Origin of the sequence: Sinorhizobium terangae (assembly GCF_029714365.1) — a bacterium.
In the GTDB taxonomy this organism is placed as follows: domain Bacteria; phylum Pseudomonadota; class Alphaproteobacteria; order Rhizobiales; family Rhizobiaceae; genus Sinorhizobium; species Sinorhizobium terangae.
The window spans coordinates 75,102-95,241 of sequence record NZ_CP121661.1; the positions used below are offsets into that span (position 1 = coordinate 75,102).

The 20,140-nt window shown below is 60.6% G+C and carries 11 protein-coding genes and 1 pseudogene; 7 read left to right on the forward strand and 5 right to left on the reverse strand.

Annotated features, from left to right (window positions below):
* The first annotated feature begins 39 nt into the window (after positions 1 to 39).
* Positions 40 to 4,827 carry an ATP-binding protein gene (locus QA637_RS28675; protein WP_283067797.1) on the forward strand — a complete coding sequence of 1,596 codons (4,788 nt, stop codon included), beginning with the start codon at positions 40 to 42 and terminating at the stop codon, positions 4,825 to 4,827.
* Positions 4,824 to 6,212 (forward strand): hypothetical protein, encoded by a 1,389-nt coding sequence (locus tag QA637_RS28680; RefSeq protein WP_283067798.1) that lies wholly within the window; start codon positions 4,824 to 4,826, stop codon positions 6,210 to 6,212. The genes QA637_RS28675 and QA637_RS28680 overlap by 4 nt, the downstream gene beginning before the upstream one ends.
* 50 nt (positions 6,213 to 6,262) lie before the next feature.
* On the opposite strand, the gene QA637_RS28685 is transcribed toward QA637_RS28680, so the two are convergent.
* Together QA637_RS28685 and QA637_RS28690 are read right to left on the reverse strand one after the other, a co-directional pair.
* Entirely contained in the window at positions 6,263 to 7,702 is a 1,440-nt protein-coding gene (locus tag QA637_RS28685) for a C25 family cysteine peptidase (protein ID WP_283067800.1), read from the reverse strand.
* Between the two features lie 13 nt (positions 7,703 to 7,715).
* Positions 7,716 to 9,044, reverse strand: coding sequence for a hypothetical protein (locus QA637_RS28690; RefSeq protein WP_283067802.1), 1,329 nt, complete (start codon positions 9,042 to 9,044; stop codon positions 7,716 to 7,718).
* Positions 9,045 to 9,876: 832 nt separating this feature from the next.
* Between QA637_RS28690 and QA637_RS28695 the strand changes: the two genes are divergently transcribed.
* Entirely contained in the window at positions 9,877 to 10,182 is a 306-nt protein-coding gene (locus QA637_RS28695) for a hypothetical protein (protein WP_283067804.1), read from the forward strand.
* A gap of 89 nt (positions 10,183 to 10,271) precedes the next feature.
* Positions 10,272 to 10,421 (forward strand): hypothetical protein, encoded by a 150-nt coding sequence (locus tag QA637_RS28700; protein ID WP_283067805.1) that lies wholly within the window; start codon positions 10,272 to 10,274, stop codon positions 10,419 to 10,421.
* Between the two features lie 489 nt (positions 10,422 to 10,910).
* Here QA637_RS28700 and QA637_RS28705 read toward each other — a convergent pair whose 3' ends face one another.
* From QA637_RS28705 to QA637_RS28715, 3 genes and pseudogenes are all read right to left on the reverse strand, one after another.
* Positions 10,911 to 11,216, reverse strand: coding sequence for a hypothetical protein (locus QA637_RS28705; RefSeq protein WP_283068026.1), 306 nt, complete (start codon positions 11,214 to 11,216; stop codon positions 10,911 to 10,913).
* A gap of 556 nt (positions 11,217 to 11,772) precedes the next feature.
* A pseudogene (locus tag QA637_RS28710) lies at positions 11,773 to 12,350 on the reverse strand (DDE-type integrase/transposase/recombinase); the annotation flags it as partial.
* A 443-nt stretch (positions 12,351 to 12,793) separates the two neighbouring features.
* A complete protein-coding gene (locus QA637_RS28715) occupies positions 12,794 to 13,696 on the reverse strand; it encodes a helix-turn-helix transcriptional regulator (protein ID WP_283067806.1) in 903 nt (300 codons plus the stop codon).
* 179 nt (positions 13,697 to 13,875) lie between these two features.
* Here QA637_RS28715 and QA637_RS28720 point away from each other — a divergent pair, with 179 nt between their 5' ends.
* From QA637_RS28720 to QA637_RS28730, 3 genes are all read left to right on the forward strand, one after another.
* Positions 13,876 to 14,064 (forward strand): hypothetical protein, encoded by a 189-nt coding sequence (locus QA637_RS28720; RefSeq protein WP_283067808.1) that lies wholly within the window; start codon positions 13,876 to 13,878, stop codon positions 14,062 to 14,064.
* 513 nt (positions 14,065 to 14,577) lie between these two features.
* On the forward strand, positions 14,578 to 16,905 hold the full coding sequence (locus QA637_RS28725) for a PD-(D/E)XK nuclease family protein (RefSeq protein ID WP_283067810.1): 2,328 nt from the start codon (positions 14,578 to 14,580) through the stop codon (positions 16,903 to 16,905).
* Positions 16,905 to 20,069 carry a UvrD-helicase domain-containing protein gene (locus tag QA637_RS28730; protein ID WP_283067812.1) on the forward strand — a complete coding sequence of 1,055 codons (3,165 nt, stop codon included), beginning with the start codon at positions 16,905 to 16,907 and terminating at the stop codon, positions 20,067 to 20,069. Before QA637_RS28725 ends, QA637_RS28730 begins: the two co-directional genes overlap by 1 nt.
* Positions 20,070 to 20,140: the final 71 nt, after the last annotated feature.

The following is a 20,140-nucleotide window of genomic DNA, read 5'->3' on the forward strand; positions in this document are numbered from 1 at the left end:
GAAGTGCTCTCGAAAATCCGCCCGCCGCGGCCGGACGGTGTGGTCGAAGCGACCAAACAATGCGCGCTTGTGCGCTGGTTCGACAAACCACTCTACGATTCACTCTGCAAAGACCTGAACGACAAGCCGTCATTCGAGGACTTTATTACCTATCCCGATGTACGCCAGCTACGCCGCAATCGCTGGGCGATCGAGGATGGTGAGCGGGCGCGGTTGATCGCCGAGTGGCAGATCGAACCGCGTAGCTGGAGGCGCCAAAACACCAACATTGGCTCTCATTTCCTGAGAAGGGATGATCCTGAGGCGCAACTCGCCGCAGTGTACCACCTCGCCGCTTCGGCGTCGCCCGAACGAGTCATACCATTCTTCCAGAGATGGTTTGCCCGAGCCGACAAGGTTTTCGACATGGCGCAATGCAACGCATTGCTCGAAATGCTGCGTCTGCAGGAAAGCTGGCGCGGCAAACGGGTATCACGGTTATGGGAGGACTTCCGTTCGTACAATACCGCGCGCCTCCTGTTCGCCGGTGACTATTACAAGACCGGTTCCTATTTTGAACGGCCGCAACTGCTCGAAAGCTTTAAGTCGGTATTCGATCGAAAGCTCGGCGAGCGCGTCTGGATCTTTCACCTGCATGCCACCGGTGGCACCGGCAAGACGATGTTCCTGCGATGGCTGACCACCCGTCGCCTGGTTCCTAATCGGATTCTATGCGCAAAGGTCGACTTTGATGACTTCAGGCTCGAAGAAGTTCAGAGCTATCCGGCACGCCTCTTTGGCCGGATGATCGCGCAGTTCGTGCAGCAACCCAACGGCAATGCGCTCGCACCGCTTCTGGAAAGGCTGAAACGGGAGGAGGGGATTCCAGGGTGGAATCCGGATGTCACAAAAGAAATCCGCCGCCAGCTCAGGGGCGCCAATATCGACACCCCCGTCGTCGTCATGCTGGACACTCTCGAAGAAGCGACCTTGTCGGCCGGCAATTGGCTGGAGGCTTGCATCGACGCGTTGCGCACCATTCACGACGATTTCCCGAATCTTACCTTGGTGCTTTCCGGCCGTTACGATATCGCCAAACGATGCGATGTGCTCCACGACGGAGAATTTCTTGGTTACGATTTGCCCCGATTTGACGACGATGAGGCTCACCGTTATCTGGAGCAACGCGGTGTACCCGGTGGTCCTGTCCGAGATGCGATCGTCGAACGCACGGAAGAGAAGGATGCGTCGACGGGGAAAAACAACGCGTCTACCGACCAGCTGACTGGACGCAATCCGTTCAAGCTGGCCATGTTCGCGGAGCTCGCGCTCAACCGCAAGGAGCTCACGGCCGAGGAAGTCAAACGTTTCCCTAGCGTCGATATCGCCTATCTCGTCGAACGCATTATCCGGCGCATAGATTCGCAACCCATCCGCTGGATGATACGTTACGGTGCAATCGGGCGTCACCTTACGTTCGAATTCGCGAACGCCGTGTTGCTGCCACCGCTTCTTCAGGCTCTGCGCGGTAAGCCATTCGATGATGATCCGGCCAAGGGCCTCGACGGCTTCGAGGATCCTCTCGACGGCAAGATAGATGTCTGGAAGGCAGATTCCGAAGCACTCGCGAATCTGGAGCGGAACGGCATGAAAGATCTTTGGGATCAACTTGCCGGCTATGCGCGCGAAAAGGGATGGTTGACGGACGTCACGGTGGACGGTCAATCCGAGCTACACTTCCACCCGGAGGTGATCAACCCGACACGCATGCTGTTGCGGGAGCAGCCGGTATTCGCCGAACTGCAGAATCGCGCCGCGGAATTCTTCGAGCAGAAGGCGCGCGCGGCGAGTCGGGCCAACACCGCCGTACGCCATTACCAGGATGCAATATTCCATCGCTTTCAGGGGGAAGGCGTCCAAGCGAAGCCACTCTGGACCGGGCATCTGCGAGAGGCGGTTGATCGGTTCGGCCCGGCGGCCGCTGTTTCCGTTGCCGCCGAGATCCTCGGCCGCGAATATTCTGAGGCCGAGCGCATTCCTTACCCGAAAGTGTCCTCTGCGGAGCTGCTTGTTTCCGCACACTGCGAAGTCGCGGAATTGTTGATGCAGGCAGCCGGACTGAAGTTCGCCGAGCCGGTCAACCGCAACGAGTTCAACCGGCATGTCGAGATTGCCCGGGAGATCGTCGGCGTGCATCCGGATATCAGGGGCGCTATTCCGGTCTATCTCGACCAGATATTCGAGGCCTGGCAATCGGGTTCGGCTGAGAATGCTGGGGAATTCCTCCGGGCCGCCATCCCAGGCGCGCAAAATAGCCGCCATAAATTCGTGTTGGAATTCCAGCTTGCTGCCATCCTGCTGCGGCATCCCGGCCCCGACACACCAACCCATTTTCGCGAAGCGTTGCGGTTGCTGTCGGGAGCCGGACCGGTCGGCGTCACGGCGACCGATCTCTATCTCGCGCTGGCTTCGTATTACATGTTCCTCGGCGCTCACGCCGCTGTCATCGAAGCAATGAGCTCGGCGGGGCGGAGCGCAGGGGAGGACCCGCGCGCCCGCGCTCGCGTGATCGACCACCAGGCCTGGTATGCGGTCGGCGTGGGTGACATTTCGACCGCCAGAAAGCGCATAACGGAGATGCGCAAGTTGCCCCCCGGTGTGCTGCCGGTCCCCACGTCGCCGCAGGTTCTCGAAGAACGGCTCGCCATCATGGAGTGCGAACCTTTCACGGCCTTGCGCGCCTGCGAACAAGGTCTGGCCGTCGCCACCAGCGCGAACGAGCGCGCGCGGCTTCTCGACCAGCGCGCGGAGGCTCGAGCCTTGCTGCTGGAGTTTCGAGCCGCTTCCGATGACTGGGATTCGGCTGCAACAAGCTACGATCTTGCGACGATCTCATCGGGACCGGCAAGATGCGCGCTACTTTCTGCGACCATGACAGCCCGCGAGATGCAGGATTATCGGCGTGCGGAGACACAGATCGTGTCGGCACTTTCGTTGCGGGGAAGCGCGGACATCGAGATCCGAACCGAATTGCGACTACTAATGGCCTTTGTGCTGTGCCGAACCGGCCGGCAAGATGAGGCGCGTCAGAACCTGTCGGAGCTGATTGAGCGTCAGGGCATTCCGCCGCACATTCATGCGCGAGTATTGATCTTCGCGCTGTTATTCAGATTAAGGGAAGCATCGAATGATTTTCTGGAGGACGTGCTTGAAACGGTAGGCCAGATACAACCGATCAGCCGAACCGCGGAAGCTTTGGATTGGGTCAGGGACGCGGACGGAAGACTCGATGTATCGCAAGATTTTGTGACGCGGCTGATCGGACAGTTCGCGCGCCCTGGCTCCGAACTGGGGAGCGGCGTCGAATTGATGATCCGCCGCGCCGACCTTTATCGCGTTTTCGGCAGGCGCGAAGAGGCTGCGAAGGAACTCGACCGCGCCAGCGCCGGTTTCGCCACCGAATTCAAGGATGCCAGCGAGGGGCCGCTCTTGAGGGCCTGGCATTTGAACTTGGCCCGCAAGCGGCTGGGCCAGACCGAGACCGGTTTTGGATCCCTGCTTGAGCGTGCTCTTTCAACAGAGCTCGCAAATTTCCCCATATATGGCGCATTTTTGTGCCAGGCCGCCGAAGAGGTCCGTCACGCTGGCGACGCCGCAGCCGCTAAGGATATGCTTGATTCATATTCACCGCCGGCAGAGCTTCCCAATATTTGGCAGGCCCGTCGCGCCGACCTCTTAGTCGAGCTTGCTACGCCGGGCGATCGTCTCCGCCTCCAACGGGAGGCGACGGAGCTATATCGGGCGCTTGGACAATCCGCACCGCCTGATCGTTCAGCTTTGCCGGAGTCGCGCGAGATGGAAAGCTTCGGCACACATCGGCTCGCGCAAGCGACGGAAGGTGCACTGCCGGCGGAGGCGATCACAATCTCTCGGTCGGATTTGGTGCCGCATCTCAGTGATGCGGCCTTGTCGCACGAACTTGCCATCGATTTCTTGTGTGCCGACTGGGCTAGTTTCGCGAGCGAGCTCCGCAGCGTGCTTCGCAGTCGACATGCGGAGGGCGCACCGATCGCGCTGGCGCACGACATTGCGGCGCTGCCATGGGAGCTCGGGGGAGCAGGCACGCGATCTCGACAGGTGCCGGAATTGCGGCCGCCTCCATCCATGGCCGGCGATCGCCGGCGTCCTGGCTCGGTTCAATTGCTGATGCCCTCCGGAGGCGAAGATGACGTACGCATCGAGAGCTCCAGCGGATTCAGCCTCGCCGCAGTGTATTCTGACCTGGGGGTCGCGCCCATCGCTACCGACGTCCGCGATGTTGAATTCTTTTTCAGGGCATTCAACTGGAATAACCAGCCACCGGAGGTTCTGCATGTGGTTGCCGCCGTGCGAGAGGGATACGCGGGAGTCTATCTTGACTTTGCAAGCACGAGCCATCGCGTGGAATCGCTGGGCGGCGGATCAAGCGACGGCGGAGCCGACCCGATCACCGCGTCGTTTCTGGGCAAGATGCTCGGCAGTTTGCCGCAACCTCCATTCGTTGTGCTGGACATCACCCACCCGCGCAATGACGTCGAAGCCGTTCGCATGATGCTGCTGCGAAATATCTTCGCGGCCGAACTCTTCGAATTCGGCGTTGCGCGGGGCGTTCTGGCATGCGGGCTGGCGCGACCTGATGAGAGGCAGGATCTGACGGCGAAAATCGCGGAGGCACTATTGTCTGACTGCGTGCGCGCTCCGCTCAGTCGACTGCGCGCCGAACCACCGCGGGATCTGGGTCATGTCCTGCCGCGCCACGCCGCGGCGCTTTGGACCAATGATCCGAAAGACCGGCTGTTCATGCCATGAGTGCAGGACTGAACCAGCGGCGACGCGCCGAGATCGACGCCAAAATGGAAAGCCTCGACAAGGAGCTAGACCATTGGAGGCGGCTCACCGATGACGAGGGGCTCGGACTGCGCCGGCATTATTCTCAGATTCGTCGGCTGGAAACAGTGCTGAACGGGCTAACCGCATCCGTCAGGAAGGATCTCGGCGATCTGCCTCCAGACGGCACCGTGATTGACAAGGCGGTATCACTGGAAAACAGCATTCTGGCGGCGCATTCGATCTGGGAGGTATTTCGCACCAAGCTCCTGCTGCGCGAGGACGAGATGTTCCGCGGTGTCCTTGCTGCATGTGATGACCTTGCTTGGGAATGCTACGGGCCGGCCATGCAGAGGTTCGATCCGGGCCTCAAGGGCCCGCCGCTGGTGTACTTCTCGGCGACCTGGAGCCCCTTCATGGTCCCGCGCGACTCAAGTTTTCAAAACGAGGTTCGCGCCGGGCCGGGCGCGGCCGGCGCGTTGCGCGATGATGCATTCCTCGAGGTGCTAAAACGCCTTCCGATCCCGTTGATCGGCGTGCCCTGGTATCACACGGTTCATCTGCCCGGCGCGATCATCATCGCCCATGAAGTCGGCCATGTGGTTGAGTTCGATTTCGATCTGACTGCCGATATCGCGGCCGCTTTGTCCAACGCAGCGCTCGATCGCGCGGAGGTCTGGCAGGGCTGGGCATCCGAGGTTTTCGCTGACTTGTACGGCTGTTTGTGCATGGGGCCAGCGTTTGTTGGGGCGATGATGGATCTGCTGACGACATCTGTCGACGCTGTGCAGAAAGAGATCCGCACCGGTGGCAAATACCCCACGCGCGCGCTGCGCATCGAGCTAATGCTCAATGCCCTCACGCAAGCCGGGCATACGAAAGATGCCGCCCGTCTGCGTAGGACGTGGGAGGATGTCTACGAAACGAAAGGCACGCTGGTCGATTTCGAGAGCGATGTCGCCAAGGTGATCTGCGCGATCTACAAGGGCCCCTACCGGGGCCATGCGCTAACGGACATCATCAGCTATACCGTTGATCCATACGCGGACAATGTGATCGGAGAAGCTGCGGCCTTGGGTTCAACTGCAGTCCTGGCAGATCACACGGATCCCCGCAGGCTGTTCGCGGGCGCCCAGTGGTTGCACGAAAACCCGCAACCCGATCAGGATCCGAAAGCCTATGGCTTGATCGTCGAACAGATCGGCAAGAGGCACGCCCAACTATACCGGAGCGACGATGGCGAGCCGGTCGCAAATAAGGCCGTGATCGAATTGGAGGTGACGGCACGAGCAGTTGCTGACCGCCGGAGCGGCCGGGACTTGGCGGACCTTCTTGCGGCCGCGACCCAGCAGCGGCGAGAGGACTGAATTGCCCGTATGGCCGCCGCTGGCGACGGCGTCGGATGCCTTCACGTCCATCAAGTTGGCGGCATGTCCTCGACCCTCAGCCGCACGGCCGGATCTCCGAGGACGACGAAATTGCGAGCATCGTCACGCGAAACCCAAAGATTACCAAGCCTGCGCAGAGAAACGTCTACGCCCTTCGCCGCATCGGCCTGCATGTCGCTCAGCTCGGTCGCAATCGAAGCCCAGCGCAAATTGAACATGTCAGTAGCCTGACCGATACGCTGGCCGTTCAACAGCCGGCCGATGACGTCGCGGAAGCCCTGAATTTGCGAGCCGCCGCGCTGGCCTTGGAACGAATAGGCCCAGGCCCGTTCGACATGGGCCAGCACGGCGAGCGCGCCGCCATTGGGGTGCCCGAGCAAACGCTGCGGCAGTCGCGCCAGGAAGGGCTTATCCGCAATTCTCTTCGGCGCCTTGTTGAGGCGGTCGAAATCATCGAATTGTGTGCAGCCGCCGCCGTGGCAAGCAAAAAAGAAATGCATCATTCCCTCAAGCCTAGCGTCGTCAGGAACGTCCGCGGCCGATAGCCAATGGTCAGCCTTCACTGGACCGGAGCGGATCCAATCCTGGCACACGATAGCGCCTTGAGCGTGCGCCTGACGTGAGTCACCGAGGGAAAACTGCATACCATGGCTACCGCTGAGCAGCAGTGCAGGCGTCGGCTGCGCTTGGCCGCGAAGCACCTCAATGAGTGCGGCTTTTGTCGCCCGCTCACTGAGCAGCGTTTGGAGGCCAAAACTCTGTCGCTTCCACACGGTGGTGCCGCCATTTTCCCCCTCGGCTAGCGGCTTCGCCACTTGGCGCATGAACAATTGGGTGGCTTCGTCGAAGTCGTGTTCGGTCGCGAAAATGGCGCCGCGGCGCAACGTCGGGACGCTCACTGACGTCTCATATTTGACGACGCTTTCCGCATAACGGCGGAATTCATCCGCGGTCTCGAACCACAACCGTCCTGCCGCCCAATAGATATCGAGCGAATACTGAAACTCGAACGGCAGCTCATCGGGTGGGCCAACCAGCAGGAGATAGAACGGGACGCCCTTTTCAGGATCCACCACGTCCATGCGCACGTTGCGCCTCTTGAGCCAGTCATTCGCGGTGTCACCGGGACGGTAGCCGTCCGAACCATCGAAGATCTTGAACGGTTGCGCCTGCGCCTTGCGGCGCTCGATGAGTGGCGCCAGCGCGTCCTTGACTGCTTGGCTTACGCTGGGCGCATAGATAACACCCCACCCGGCCTGCGCCAGATCGCTCGGATCGACGTAGCCTTCGGTGGCGAAGGAGATGTTCGCGGGGTCGACGCGGCTCGACAGTGCCAGCGTTTCAGCTGTCGGCTCCGCTTTTCGGCCCAACAGATCGTGGATGACCTCGTCAGTCAATCCGTTCAGCGGTAAGCCATTATCGGCGTTGATGCCAAACGGGACTGGCGCATCTTCATCAGTCTGGTCCATGGCGGCCTTTCATCTAATCTGGGACAATGCGCGATGCGAAAGCCGCAGCCCATATCAAATGGGCGACTTCCGGTCCGGCGATGTCATTGTGCGCCCCGCTCGCGCCATCCATGCGCGCGATGAACTGCGAGCCGTCCACGTTGTAGATTTTGCCTGCCTCAAATGCGTAGCCTTCGGCCGCCGCCAGCATCTTCAGTTCGCTGCGCGAACTGTCCGGAATGCCCTGGAGACCGAAGGTGCCAATAGCGCCAAACTTTGGAAACCCGTCGGCGAAATTCACCGAACCCTTGATGCGCGACGCTAGTGGATAAAGTACGCCCACGGCAGTGTCGTGCTTCGATTGCGTAGTGACGATTGGCCCGCGTACTTTATGATCGGCCAGGATGCGGCTGAAATATCCATGACCCGCGCCGTCAAATGGAATCTGTCCAGCGTAACACCATAGCGACACCGCGCCCTGAACCAAAGCCACCGAATCGACGGGCCGCGGGAGCTTGCCGCCAGCATTTGGACCACCCAGCATCCCCGAGACCACGATGGTGCCGAAGCTGTGGCCCATCAGATGGATTTTGGTATGGCTGTCGGCGGTGGCATTCTGCAGGTTCTTCAGGAAATTGTGCATGCCGCCTTCGCCGATGGTGCGCGCCCGCTTCTTCATTGTCCAATAGGAGAGCTGGCGAAGCGGGCCAAGCAAGCCGCCGAGATTGGTGATACCGCCACCGAAGGATGCCGATTCCTCATTCGCGGCCTCGAAGGATTCCTCCGGATCGAAGCCTTGTCGGTCAGCATCCGGCGGCGCATCCACGCCTTCGCTCTTCAGCCCAAGCGCGTCGTTCAGGTCGAGATAGGCCCTCTTGATATGTTCTGGCAGTTCGTCGGGAGCCGAATTGCGCCGCGCTTCATCGATGATGATCTCAAGCGGCCCGCGGATCTCCGGGCGGTCGCCGAGCCGATCGAGATATCTCTGTAGCAAGGCAGCGCCTAGGATCGGAGCACCAGCTTCGAAGGAGGAAGCACCGACCTCCTCGTCGCCGAATGGCAGACTCGGCCAATGCAGCCCGATGTAGAGCGGATGGAAATTCGGAAAATGCGCGGCCGCCTTGGCGCTGTCCGCTGAATCGGCAAAGGCCTTGATCCAGAGCGCATATTGCTCCTTGGCAGCGGGTACATCGCCCTTCCACCCGTGGCTGAAAAAAAAGATATTCGTTGCATTATCCGCCCGCGCCTTGTCGATTAGGCGCTGGCTCATAAGGCCGCCGGGCTCCGGTATCTCCTTGCCGTCGGCATCGAAGCTGATCAGTCCATATTCGAGATTGGTGCCGGAGATCGTTTCGAAGCCCATGCCGTTCCCCTCGCTTTTGTATCCCACTTCAATTAAATTAAAATATAATCAATAGTTGTAGCGCGATATCTAAGCAGCTTCAAACGTTCTTTAGATTCAGACGCTTTACCTGACGAATGTGCGACCGCCAGTCGCCAGAGGGGTTAAGTATGATCGCCAAAACTCATCGAGCTGACCTGACGCGGGGCAGCCCAGCGATGGACCTTGCGACGACAGAGCGCAAGTACTGCAAATTTCATCGGCGGGGTGATCATTGGCAAGCTGACCATGCTCAATATCACCTGGTTCCTTTGAGGAAAACTGCCAGGACTGCGACTGAAGACAAGACTGCTGTCGGCGCCGCCACTCAGGTATGACCCAATGCCCCATCGATCTGCGCCATGACGTCGGTGAAGAGCTCAACGACATCCTGGATACTTTGATTCTTGAAGACTATCCGCGTCCCCTCAGTAAGAGGCCCTACCAAGGGACCTGCGCTGGGGACAGGTGCAAGATGAACGATTTCTTCGACTCGTATTGCTACGCTCGTATTATCTGGGCGTGTAAACGTAACAAATGCCATCGTAGCCCCCATGAAAGATCTGCGCATCATCTACGGCTGCCAACGCCGAGGTCGCAGACGATTTCGAAAACAGGTGGTTTTTGGAATTGCAGTATATTCCCTTGCCCATTTTAAGTTGATTAAATAGCAAACTCGAGATGCGTTGTCACATAGCTCGATGAGGCTATAGATGCTCACCTCTTTGGCAGGTTGCCAGCGATCGTTGTTGGTTGCAGGGCAATGTGTCGCTTGGCAGATGGGATGGTTGCCGCCCTCTTCGAGCGGTGCTTTATGAACAGGCAAGGTGTTCCTCTAACGGGCCTCGCCCATCTGAAGCGGATCGAGGCGTTGATCGAGGGTCCGACCTGTGGCCCGCCCGCTAATCATCACGGAATGCCAAGATTTGCTGACACAGATCTCCGAGAGGACAGAAAGATCGAGAACAAGACGAAGGCCTTGAAGGCACTTGCGGCCGAGACGGATACGGCGCGGCGACTGGAGACCATGCCTAGTGTCGGCCGCCTCGGTAGTGCTGGCATCGAGACCTTCGCGCTCTGCGCGAAGCAGTTCTCCGCTGGCCGGAATTTCTCGGCCTAGCCAGGGCTTGTGCCCACGATGGCATGGGCGGTGAGGAGCGGCGTGGTCGGGCTCATCGGTGCGATGACGCGGATCATCGGGCGGTGCGTATGCTGACACGCAAGCCCGAAATGCTGATGTTGATTGCACTTGCCAACAAAATGGCGCGTCAGATTAGGGCCATGCTGACGAAAGGCGAGGACTATCGGGATCCGGCGCAGGTGGTGACGGCGATCGACATACCGCCACAAACCGCCTGACGTCGGTGTTGGAAAATACGGCATCCTTCCTCCCCCAACTCCGCATGCAAATTGATTCCAATTTACGTTGCAAGCGTGGCTGCATGCTCTGGTTGAAGAATTTTCTTCCAGCCGAAGGAAAAAATGCCGTTTTAGCGTGATTGTGTCGCTCTGTGGATATCACGCTGAAAGGTGCCCGCGGGTCGGGCTGTAGTACCCGGATTTCGATAGTCTTCGTCGGAAGATTAAGAGCCGGATTTCTCCCCAATACCAAGGGTAGAGGGGCGGGTCGTTGGTTCGATTCCTTTCAAGGCGGCCTTTAGATCGGATTGAGATTAGGCGTTCCGCCGGCTGCAAACGCACGTCTTTGACCCCGTCATGTACGAGGAAGCGAGGAAGTCAGCCAAACGATCATGAATGGGATTGCGAGAGGTCCTCCGGTTGTGGATAGCTCAACTGGATTTTGCCACTCGCTGCATATCATCTTTAGCACCATGGCGGCGCGAGTTCTTAAATCCCTGACCCCTCGAGCTCTTGGTCGTCGCCGCCTTCCCAGGGCGAGGGCATCGAGATGCGATCGAGATTGGCCGAGGGCATCGGCATCCAGCACTTCAATTCCGGCTCGGGGTATTCGATGATGCGACCGGGCGAGGAATCAGAGGCGCGCCAGCCTTCTGCACCGAACTGATCGCCATTCGACCAATACGCGAGGTCAACTTCTGCCGCCCCTTGTTCGGACGGGCGGATCGTGACGAGGATCCGACTGCCGTTTTTCGGCGCGCTTGCCATGTGACGCCAGCGGTCTGGCTCGGCCATCATTTTTCCTCCTGCCTCGCTACAGGTTGCAAGTGTCGCCTCGCCGTCGAGAAGGGTCAACTCAATCTTTGCACAACCCATCGTCTTTCGATGGACTGTCCGATCAGAATGAACGCCCCGAATTGAGGCGTTCCATCGCTCCTCGGCTGGCACTTCGGAGCGTGGGTCTGCCGTGCTCAGCACATCAAATGCAACAGCAGCAAACCGGTCGACGTGCGCGAGCGAGGGGGCGCGGCATTAGTAGGGACGATCTCGGCCGCATTCGCCGTGTAAGGTGGCGCCCGGTAAACGGGATCGATCGAGCATTTTCCCAGAATCCTCCTCTGCAGGTTCTTATGGCTCCTATCTTATGGGCGCCTTAGTATGTGGCGCATCTCCGCAAAATCCTGACGTCCAATGCCCCTCGCATCTGTATGCTCCGTGTAACCTCGCGGGTCAAAGTCTGGCGAGATGATATCCCGAAGGCCCGGCAACCAAACGGGAAACTCGGTATCTAAGAAGCGCTTGAAACGGGCGTTATGCTCAGGCTGATAGTATTTTATCGCCATCGCCTCAAATATTTCCGCGCTTGCTTTGTGTTTAAGGTTTGCTTCGAGGATAGACCGAAGAAGAGACTCTCGTTCAGCAGCTCGTCGCGCATGCGGCCGTTGAAGCTTTCGATGTAGCCGTTATGCATGGGCCTTCCCGGCGCGATGTAGTGCCACTCGATCTTGTGCTCCTTCGACCAAGCAAGGATGGCGTTCGAGGTGAACTCCGTGCCGTGGTCGGAGACGATCATGTTTGGTTTGCCGCGGCGCTCAAGGAGTGCCGTCAGTTCCCGTGCGACGCGACGGCCGGAGATCGAGGTGTCGGGATCGCCGCCAGGCAGTCACGCGTCACCTCGTGGAGGATGTTGAGCACGCGAAACCTCCTGCCGCAGGCGAACTGGTCGTGAACGAAATCAAGCGACCATCGGGCATTGGCCTTCGCCTCGACGAGGATCGGCGCTCGCGTGCCGACGGCACGGCGTCTGGCTTTCCGCTTGCGAACAGAAAGCCCTTCCTCGCGATGCAGCCGATAGATGCGGTTGACCCCGGACGGCTCTCCCTCCCGCTTGAGCAGGATGAACAGCCGCCGGTAGCCGAAGCGTCTCCGGATCCAGAGCTCACCTGCCTGCAGGCTTTTTTTATGGCTGAGGTCGAGCCGGTGGAGATGACGACCAACATTGGAGCGGTGCACGATAACGCCGCGCTCGGCGAGTTCCAGGCCCAGTTCGTCCAGCGTCAATTCGTCATTCTGCGCCAAGCGATCGCGAACCCAGTCGCCATGCGCGTTCAGCTTGCCACCACCCAGATGGCCTTGCCGCCGCGGTGCCAGCGATCCGGTCGCGCGTTTGAGCTTCACCAGATTGTTCACGAAATTCGGTGACACCCGGAAGTGCCGGGCCGCGGCCCGGTGGCTGTGACCTTCCTCGACAAACGCAATGACACGACTACGCAAAGCAAGCGGATGTGATTTTGCCCATGGTGTCCCTCCCGTCAAAGCGAGGGAATCGCAGCCAAACCCGATTCGGGAATCCATAAAAATCGCGACCCGCTTTAGCGACCTTCATGCTCGCTTCGGACGAGTTCCTTTGTCCGCGATTTAGCCTCTTGGATCTGGGCCATCACTGAACCGAGATTCTCGAGCTCGATCTGCAGCCGTTCGGGCGAAAGCTCTTTCGATTCCGCGAGGTCCAGGTTCATGCGTCGGATGAAATAAAACGCAAGCGAGGCTCGCATCTCGATGTCAAGGCGGCCATCGACCATCCCGTAGTCAAGCTGGATTGCCTTGCTCTGCTCTGGCGAGAGGCCGCGGTGCGGTCTGAGCCGGAGCATGACCTTCGTCGCCCACTCGATGTCATGTTCGGGATCGAATTGTACTGGCTTTGTTTCTCCGATTTCGTCGATGCGCGAGAGGACGAAATCGCGGAAGTCCTCGTTATCGCAGCACCAAGCGCGAACGTGCCAACGGTGACCGTCAAATGCCAGAGCATGAGGTGCGATGGCACGGCGACGCGCCCCAGTGAGAGCGTGGTAGCGGACGTCGAGTGCTACACGTTCGCGCATTGCCATTAGAATCTGCCGCAAGCACTCGGGTGAAACGCTCCGGGCTATATCTGGTGCGACCTCAACTGGTGGGTCCTCCCTGAACCAGAGGTCAGATCTTGGGATGACACTCGAAAGAGCCGCCCGCAATTGCAGGAGTAATCGGTCGGCAGAGGGAATCAGGAAGTGCGGCTTGAACTTTGGCGATGGTTTGTAACCTCTCGCGGTCGACTCGAGATTGCCGGGTGCGATCTCTCTGTAATGCCTTAGATCCACAGAGGCTTGCGGTGTGGAAATGCCAAACGTTGATTCCAGGTCGCTTCTGATAACTCGGTTCTCCCAGAACATCTTCCATTCCAGGAATTCGAAGCGCCGCTGTTGCGTCCATGTGCGTCGATCGTCGGATTCCGACATTGTTACCCCTATCAGGACTTGACACGTATAGGAATTATAGCCCTATACTAATGATGCAGGTCGAGATGGCACAATCCGACTTCCCAGGGACAGAGGCAAGCCCGAATCGAGGGAACTCATAAACTGGAGCGGCAAGCATTCGAGACCGATGCAGTGTTTCATCGAGAAAGGATTTGCTGATGGCCAAAAATACAGGTGACGGTTACCGACGCGGCGCTGTGACCGGCAGAACACAGTTTGAGCGCCCCGATGGAATGTACCAGAAACGCGACGAGCGCTCGGGACAGTTCATGGAGGTGAAGCAGACGCCGGGCAAGTTCAAAGGGGTTGCCCAAGAGCCCGACGGCCGCGACACAGAGAATTCGTGACCATGGTTTGGACCTGGCGCGGCGGAGATGTTTATCACCAGCGTCGCGCCAGGTCCGGCGCTCACCTTCCCATAGTTGGCAAACGAAGCCTGTTGGCTGGCGGCCTGAAGGACGGCGGCGGCTCATGGCTGGGGCGTAAGCGGGGCTGGAAGTATGCGTTTAGTATTCGGGTTGTCTGCGGATGGCCGCGTGTATCCCGAGGCGACTGGGGTGGTAGGCGCCATCGACGCAGCGGTCGTAGGCCCTGCAGGTCTAATCAGCGTGCTGGAGGGCCAGCTCGGGCTCCTCGGCCCGATCGTTTCGCGTGCGGCGCGGATCGCAAGCTATCTCCCCAAGCTTCGAGCTGCGGGCAAAGGTCGCTTCTGGATTGCATCCTTTGAGAAGGATCCTTGGGCAACAGCAGCAACCTTGCTGCAATGGCGCGATAATCTCATTGCGGCAGGATGGCATGGAAAACCGGTTGGGACGGGAAGGATTGACGATCTCGCCGCGGCCGAGAATGCCGGAACGAGCTTGCCGCTTGGCCTTGCAGATCGCGCGGTTCAGCTGCTGCAAGCATTGCCAAGTCGTTCCGGCCTGCGTCTTAAACGGCTCACGCTGGCTGAACCGCGAGCTCTGCTTCCCCCGCTGTGGCTGCGGTTGGTGGACGCACTGGAGGCCGCCGGCGTCTCGATCGATCAGCACGAAGGCTGCGTACCGGCCGTGGAAGGGTCCGACCTTCGCAAGGTGCAGGGGGCTCTTGCCGGGGAACCGCCGGAACCGCTCGAGGGAGACGGCACTTTCGTCGTTGTTGAGGCCAACACGGAACTGATGGCTGCGGAAGCAGTCGCCGATTGGCTGGCGACCGGTTCTGCTGAGGAGGGTGCGGGCACCGTTGTGTTGGCCCCGGACGGAGACACGGCCTTGCTCGATCATGCGCTGGCTGCGCGTGGCCTTCCGGCGCTTGGCCTCTCAGCCGCATCACCCTGGCGTGGCGCGCTGCAGGTACTGCCACTCGCCTTCGCCGCTGCTTGGCGACCATTCGATCCGCGAGTGCTGCTCAACCTTCTTATGCTTCCTCGACCGCCGATCTCCCGTTGGGCGGCAAAGCGTCTGGCCCGTGCACTGAGCTCGGAGCCAGGAATCGGTGGTGCGGCTTGGCTTAATGCTTGGGCCGAGATTGAAGCGCGGCTCCTGGAGATGCACACCGAGCTTGAATCAAAGGACGCGAACAAGAAAGTTGATGCCGTACTCGCCGAATGGCGCATGTGGACGGATGTCGGCCGTTTCGACAGGAGTGTGGGAATTCCGATGGTCGAGGCGCAAGCGATCGCCGGTCGAGTGGCCGCATGGGCGATGCGCGCGGATGCTGGACGCAACGACAGGCTCTTGCTGGCCGTCGCTGCAGCCGCGGGTGCTGTGGTGGATGCCCTCACTCGCCTGGAGCAGGAGGTCGTCTCGGCCTTGCTGCTGGAGCGAATCGTCGGCCAAGTGCTTTCGGAGGGTGTTGTTAATCCGGATCATGTTCCCGAAGCAGGAAGCGTTCGTACCGTGCGCGCGCCCGGAGCGTTGTGGTCGGCGGCGCCGCGGGTGGTCTGGTGGGGCTTCGTTGGCCCAGGCGAACGGCTCGCCCACGAACCTTGGGATAGCAACGAGGTCAAGGCTCTCGAGGCCGCAGGTGTGACCTTAGAGTCGTCAGCCGAGGCGGCGCGCAGGATTGGGGCTGGCTATACCCAGGTTCTACAGCGCACGGCAGAACGGCTGATTTTCGTGCGGCCGGCGCTTTTGCGGGACGAACAGACCACAGTGCATCCTCTTGCCCATCAATTGAAACCCATTCTTGAGGGCGCCGGCGAAGGAGTGACGTTCAAGGCCGAGCGTCTGCTGCGCGAGCCAGACGCGGCACTTGCCGGACGCCATCTCACCCGTCAGGCTAGCGAAACCAAGGATCCGCCCGGCGGCGTCGCGACGTGGACCTTGCCGGGTAGCACCGCGACCGCCTTCATGGAAGGGCGGCGTGAGAGCGCAACCTCGCTTGGTCGACTTTTGAACTGCCAGTTCGGTTGGTTTGCCCACGATGTCTTGGGCCTGCGGCCCGGGCGCTTCGCTGAAATTCCAGGGCCAGATCAGCTCTTTGGCAATCTCGCCCATGAGATCGCACGAAGGTTGCTCCCTCCCGGACCGCCACCGCCGATGGGTGGTGTGCGCACCGGCGCCACGGAACTCTTCGAAACTCTGCTGCCACAGATCGCGGCGCCGCTGCTGCAGCCCGAGCACGCGGGTGAGCTCTCTTCTGCGCGCGAACTCGTGCCGGCTGCATTGGAATCGCTCGTGCGTTTGCTGCATGAGCGCGACTTGGAAGTCGTTGGCTCGGAACTTGAACGGGAGGGTTCTCACCAAGGTCTCAGCCTTCACGGGAGACTGGATCTGCTTGTGCGCCGTGGCTCGCAAGTCGCGGTACTGGATCTGAAATGGACCCGATCCGAGCGGCGTTACCTGGAGCAGATCGCCGACGGGAGTGCGGTTCAATTGGCCGTGTACCGCGCGATCTCGGCGGAAACCGGAACTAAGGGCACCGGAGGCTACTTCCTGCTGCGTCAGCGCCGGATCCTGGCCGGCGGGGGTTCGATCTTGACTGATCATCCGATCGAGTCCGAGCGCACGGACACCGAAACGCTCGACATGGTCGCAGGTGATTGGAAGCGCTGGCGTGATCTTGCGTCGTCAGGCGTGCTGGTGGCGGCCGGATTTGAGGACGTGGTCAACGACCGGCTTGAGGGTCTCGAGTTCGAGGCGCCGAAAGAGCCTTGCCGTTTCTGTGATTTGACGAGCCTCTGCCGCGTCCAAGTGGAGACCATCTGATGCGTCGACTGAACACCATCACCGCAGCCGCCGGCGCCGGCAAAACCACCCGCATTGTTGCCGACATCGCGCGCGAGGTCACTATCCGTGCACCGGAAGAAATCCTAGCCACGACGTTCACGATCAAGGCGGCTGACGAACTTGTCGAGCGCGCTCGCGCGAAGCTCTTCGAAGGGGGGAATGTGGAAGAGGCGGCCCGCCTTCTCGGAGCACGCTTCGGCACCGTCAACGCCGTCTGCGGCCACATCGTCAGTGATTTTGCGATCGATCTGGGACGATCACCGTCAACGAGCGTCATCGGCGAAGGCAACGAGGCCTTGGTCTTCAGTGTGGCAGCGGATGCCGCCATTGCGGCAAGAGCCGGAGTGCTGAATCCGCTTGCGGAACGCTTCGGTTATAACGACCCCAGGCGTCCGGATAGCGGTGAGCCACCGGACTGGCGGCGCACGGTGCGAGCGATCGTGACTCTGGCCAGGGCCAACGGTCTCGATGCTGCAGGCTTATTAGCTTCGGCAGAACGGTCGGTTGAAACATATCGAACACTCCTGCCGTCGCCGGTCGCTGACGGCGCTGCCCTGGACGCAGCGCTCACCGCGGCGCTGGCAGCCGCCATGGCTGCTCGACCGGCACAGCCGAGCGCGACCGCGGCAAAGGACCTGCCGACCATTCGCGCCGCTCATGAGCGCGCCTCGCGTGGGGAGGTGCTCAATTGGTCAACTTGGGCAAAACTGACCAAGGTCAGCTGCGCGCGGACCAAGGATGGGCCGGCCTACGCGGAAGCCTTGGCCGATCTGGTTGCCGCGGCCGGACGCCACGTGGATCACCCACGTTTGCGGGGCGAGACCGAGCAGTTCATCCTTGAGACGTTCACTTGCGCCGCGGAGGCCCTGACGGCCTATCACAACTGGAAGGCAGAGCGCGGTCTTCTCGACTTCACGGATCAGGAGGCGCTCGCGCTTGAGGTGTTGAAGGATCCCGTTCGCGTTGGGCGACTGCGCGAGCGCGTTGGCCGCGTGTTCGTGGATGAGTTTCAGGATTCGAGCCCCCTGCAGCTCGCCGTGTTCACGGCTTTGGCGGAGGTCGCCGAAGAAAGCACCTGGGTCGGCGACCCGAAGCAGGCAATCTATGGCTTCCGCGGAGCCGATACGGAACTCACCCAAGCCGCTTTCACCGGCTCGGGCGTCGCTGCAAATCCGCAGGACGTGCTTTCGAAGTCCTGGCGCAGCCGCCCCGGAATAATCAAGCTGTCGAACGCCTTGTTTACTCCGGCATTCGAACGAATGGGGCTGGCGGCGGCCCAGCATGCGTTCTCTGGCGCGGCCCGATCGGACGTCGAGTTCGACCGCCCACCGATCGCTTGGTGGCCGCTCCTGGGCAAAGTCGAAGAGCAGGCGCAAGCCTTGGCCGAGGGAATTCGCCAGTGCCTGGCGGATACCTGGCAGTGGACGGTCGAAGGAGTTCGCCGCGAGCATCGACCCCTTCGCTCGGGAGATATCGCTGTCCTTTGCCGTACGAATACCGACGTGGCCCGTTTCGCTCGGGCACTGAGTCGAGCTGGCTTGCCAGTGGCGGTGGAGCGTTTCGGACTCGTGCGCACCCCCCATGTCGAACTTGTGCTCGCAGCTTGCCGTTTGGTGGCAGACGCGACTGACCGGCTGGCGCTCGCAGAACTCGCCCGGTTTTTCGGTGGCGATCCGGAATCGGATGACTGGTTGCATGCAGCCGCCGCCGAAGACTCGGCTGCGGCGCTGCGCGCAAGAGTTCCCGTCGCGGACGAGCTTGAGCGACTCCGCGAGCGCACACTCAATCTTACGCCCGTCGAACTGATAGACTCAGTGCTCGCCCTGCCGGCGCTGATGGAGCAGATCGAGCAATGGGGCGACCCGGCGATCCGTTTCGACGACCTCGAGGCGCTTCGCGGCTTTGCCGCCGCCTATGAAGGCGAATGCGCCGCGTCCGGCGCACCGGCGACGCTGCAAGGCTTGCTTCTCAGTCTCGATGGCGCTGATCCAAAGCGACCGCCGAGCCTCGCCAAAGATGCAATCCAGGTTATAACCTATCATGGCGCAAAGGGCCTGGAATGGCCCATGACCGTCCTGACGGGGCTTGCGTGGGAACCACGGGCACGGCTGTTCGAGCCGATCGCGGAGGTCGATGGCGCGCTCGACTGGCGGGCACCTCTCGAACGGCGCTGGATTCGTTTCTGGCCATGGCCTTATGGCCAATCTGGTAAAGACAGCGCCCTCGAAGTCGCTGCGTTCGCTTGCGAACTCGGCCAGTCTGCCTGGCGCCGCGCCGTGCATGAAGACATCCGGCTCCTGTATGTGGGGGTAACCCGCGCTCGTGATTACCTTGTACTTGCACCGCCTGCCAAAGGGACGTTGAACTGGCTGAAATTGCTGGACGAGCCTGATGCCGCTCCACACGTCGTTCCGCCAGCGGCGGACGACAATCTGTTGGGCGTGGGTGACCAAACCTTTGTTGCGGATGTCCGGCCCCTTGCAGCGAAGGAAGCGCCGGAGGAACGATATCCGCAGCCGTCTTTCGTGCGGCCGCGAGGCGCTCCGGTAGATCGGTTGCCGCTGTACCTACGGCCCAGCCAGGCGGAGGGCGGCGATTGGAGGGTCGTGGAACGCGTGAGCCTCGGGGGGCGGTTGCCGATCGATCGGGTCGCAGACATGGCGGCGGTCGGCGAAGCCTTGCACGCCATCATCGCGTACGATGATGTCAACCGGGACCCAGCACAGCGGCTGGAGGACGCCGACGCGACGCTCGCGCGTTGGGGGGTCAAGGGGTTCGCCGCGGTCGATGCATTGACCGCGTCCGACAGGCTTTCTGCCTGGCTCCGAACCCGTTGGCCCAATGGCAATATGTTGCACGAAGCCCCCGTGACGGCCCGGTTCGGTGATCAGCTCGTTCAAGGCAGGATCGACTTGCTCGTCGACTACGGCCATGGCTCGGCCATTGTCGACCATAAGAGCTTCCCCGGCCGCATGGATCATTGGGAGGGGCACGCCCTCCTGCACGCCCCTCAGCTCGGGCTTTACAGCGACGCCGTAGCTGCGGTCTCGGGCCGAAGGTGCGACCAGCTATGGATTCATATGCCAATCGTTGGCGCGCTACTGCGCGTGATGGCGCACGGTCATGGAGGTGCTGAATGCTAGTAGTTCAAAGCGGCATGCTGCGCGCCTTTCAACACGGTGCTTCGGTTAACCGTAACGGTGGGGTGTCATCT

What these genes read in the sequence shown, in the direction of transcription:
- QA637_RS28705 (WP_283068026.1), bottom strand. Translation starts at nt 11,216, where the DNA reads ATGGCCGAGCCAGACCGCTGGCGTCACATGGCAAGCGCGCCGAAAAAC.
- QA637_RS28680 (WP_283067798.1), top strand. Translation starts at nt 4,824, where the DNA reads ATGAGTGCAGGACTGAACCAGCGGCGACGCGCCGAGATCGACGCCAAA.
- QA637_RS28715 (WP_283067806.1), bottom strand. Translation starts at nt 13,696, where the DNA reads ATGTCGGAATCCGACGATCGACGCACATGGACGCAACAGCGGCGCTTC.
- QA637_RS28730 (WP_283067812.1), top strand. Translation starts at nt 16,905, where the DNA reads ATGCGTCGACTGAACACCATCACCGCAGCCGCCGGCGCCGGCAAAACC.
- QA637_RS28685 (WP_283067800.1), bottom strand. Translation starts at nt 7,702, where the DNA reads ATGGACCAGACTGATGAAGATGCGCCAGTCCCGTTTGGCATCAACGCC.
- QA637_RS28695 (WP_283067804.1), top strand. Translation starts at nt 9,877, where the DNA reads ATGAACAGGCAAGGTGTTCCTCTAACGGGCCTCGCCCATCTGAAGCGG.
- QA637_RS28700 (WP_283067805.1), top strand. Translation starts at nt 10,272, where the DNA reads ATGCTGACACGCAAGCCCGAAATGCTGATGTTGATTGCACTTGCCAAC.
- QA637_RS28690 (WP_283067802.1), bottom strand. Translation starts at nt 9,044, where the DNA reads ATGGGCTTCGAAACGATCTCCGGCACCAATCTCGAATATGGACTGATC.
- QA637_RS28720 (WP_283067808.1), top strand. Translation starts at nt 13,876, where the DNA reads ATGGCCAAAAATACAGGTGACGGTTACCGACGCGGCGCTGTGACCGGC.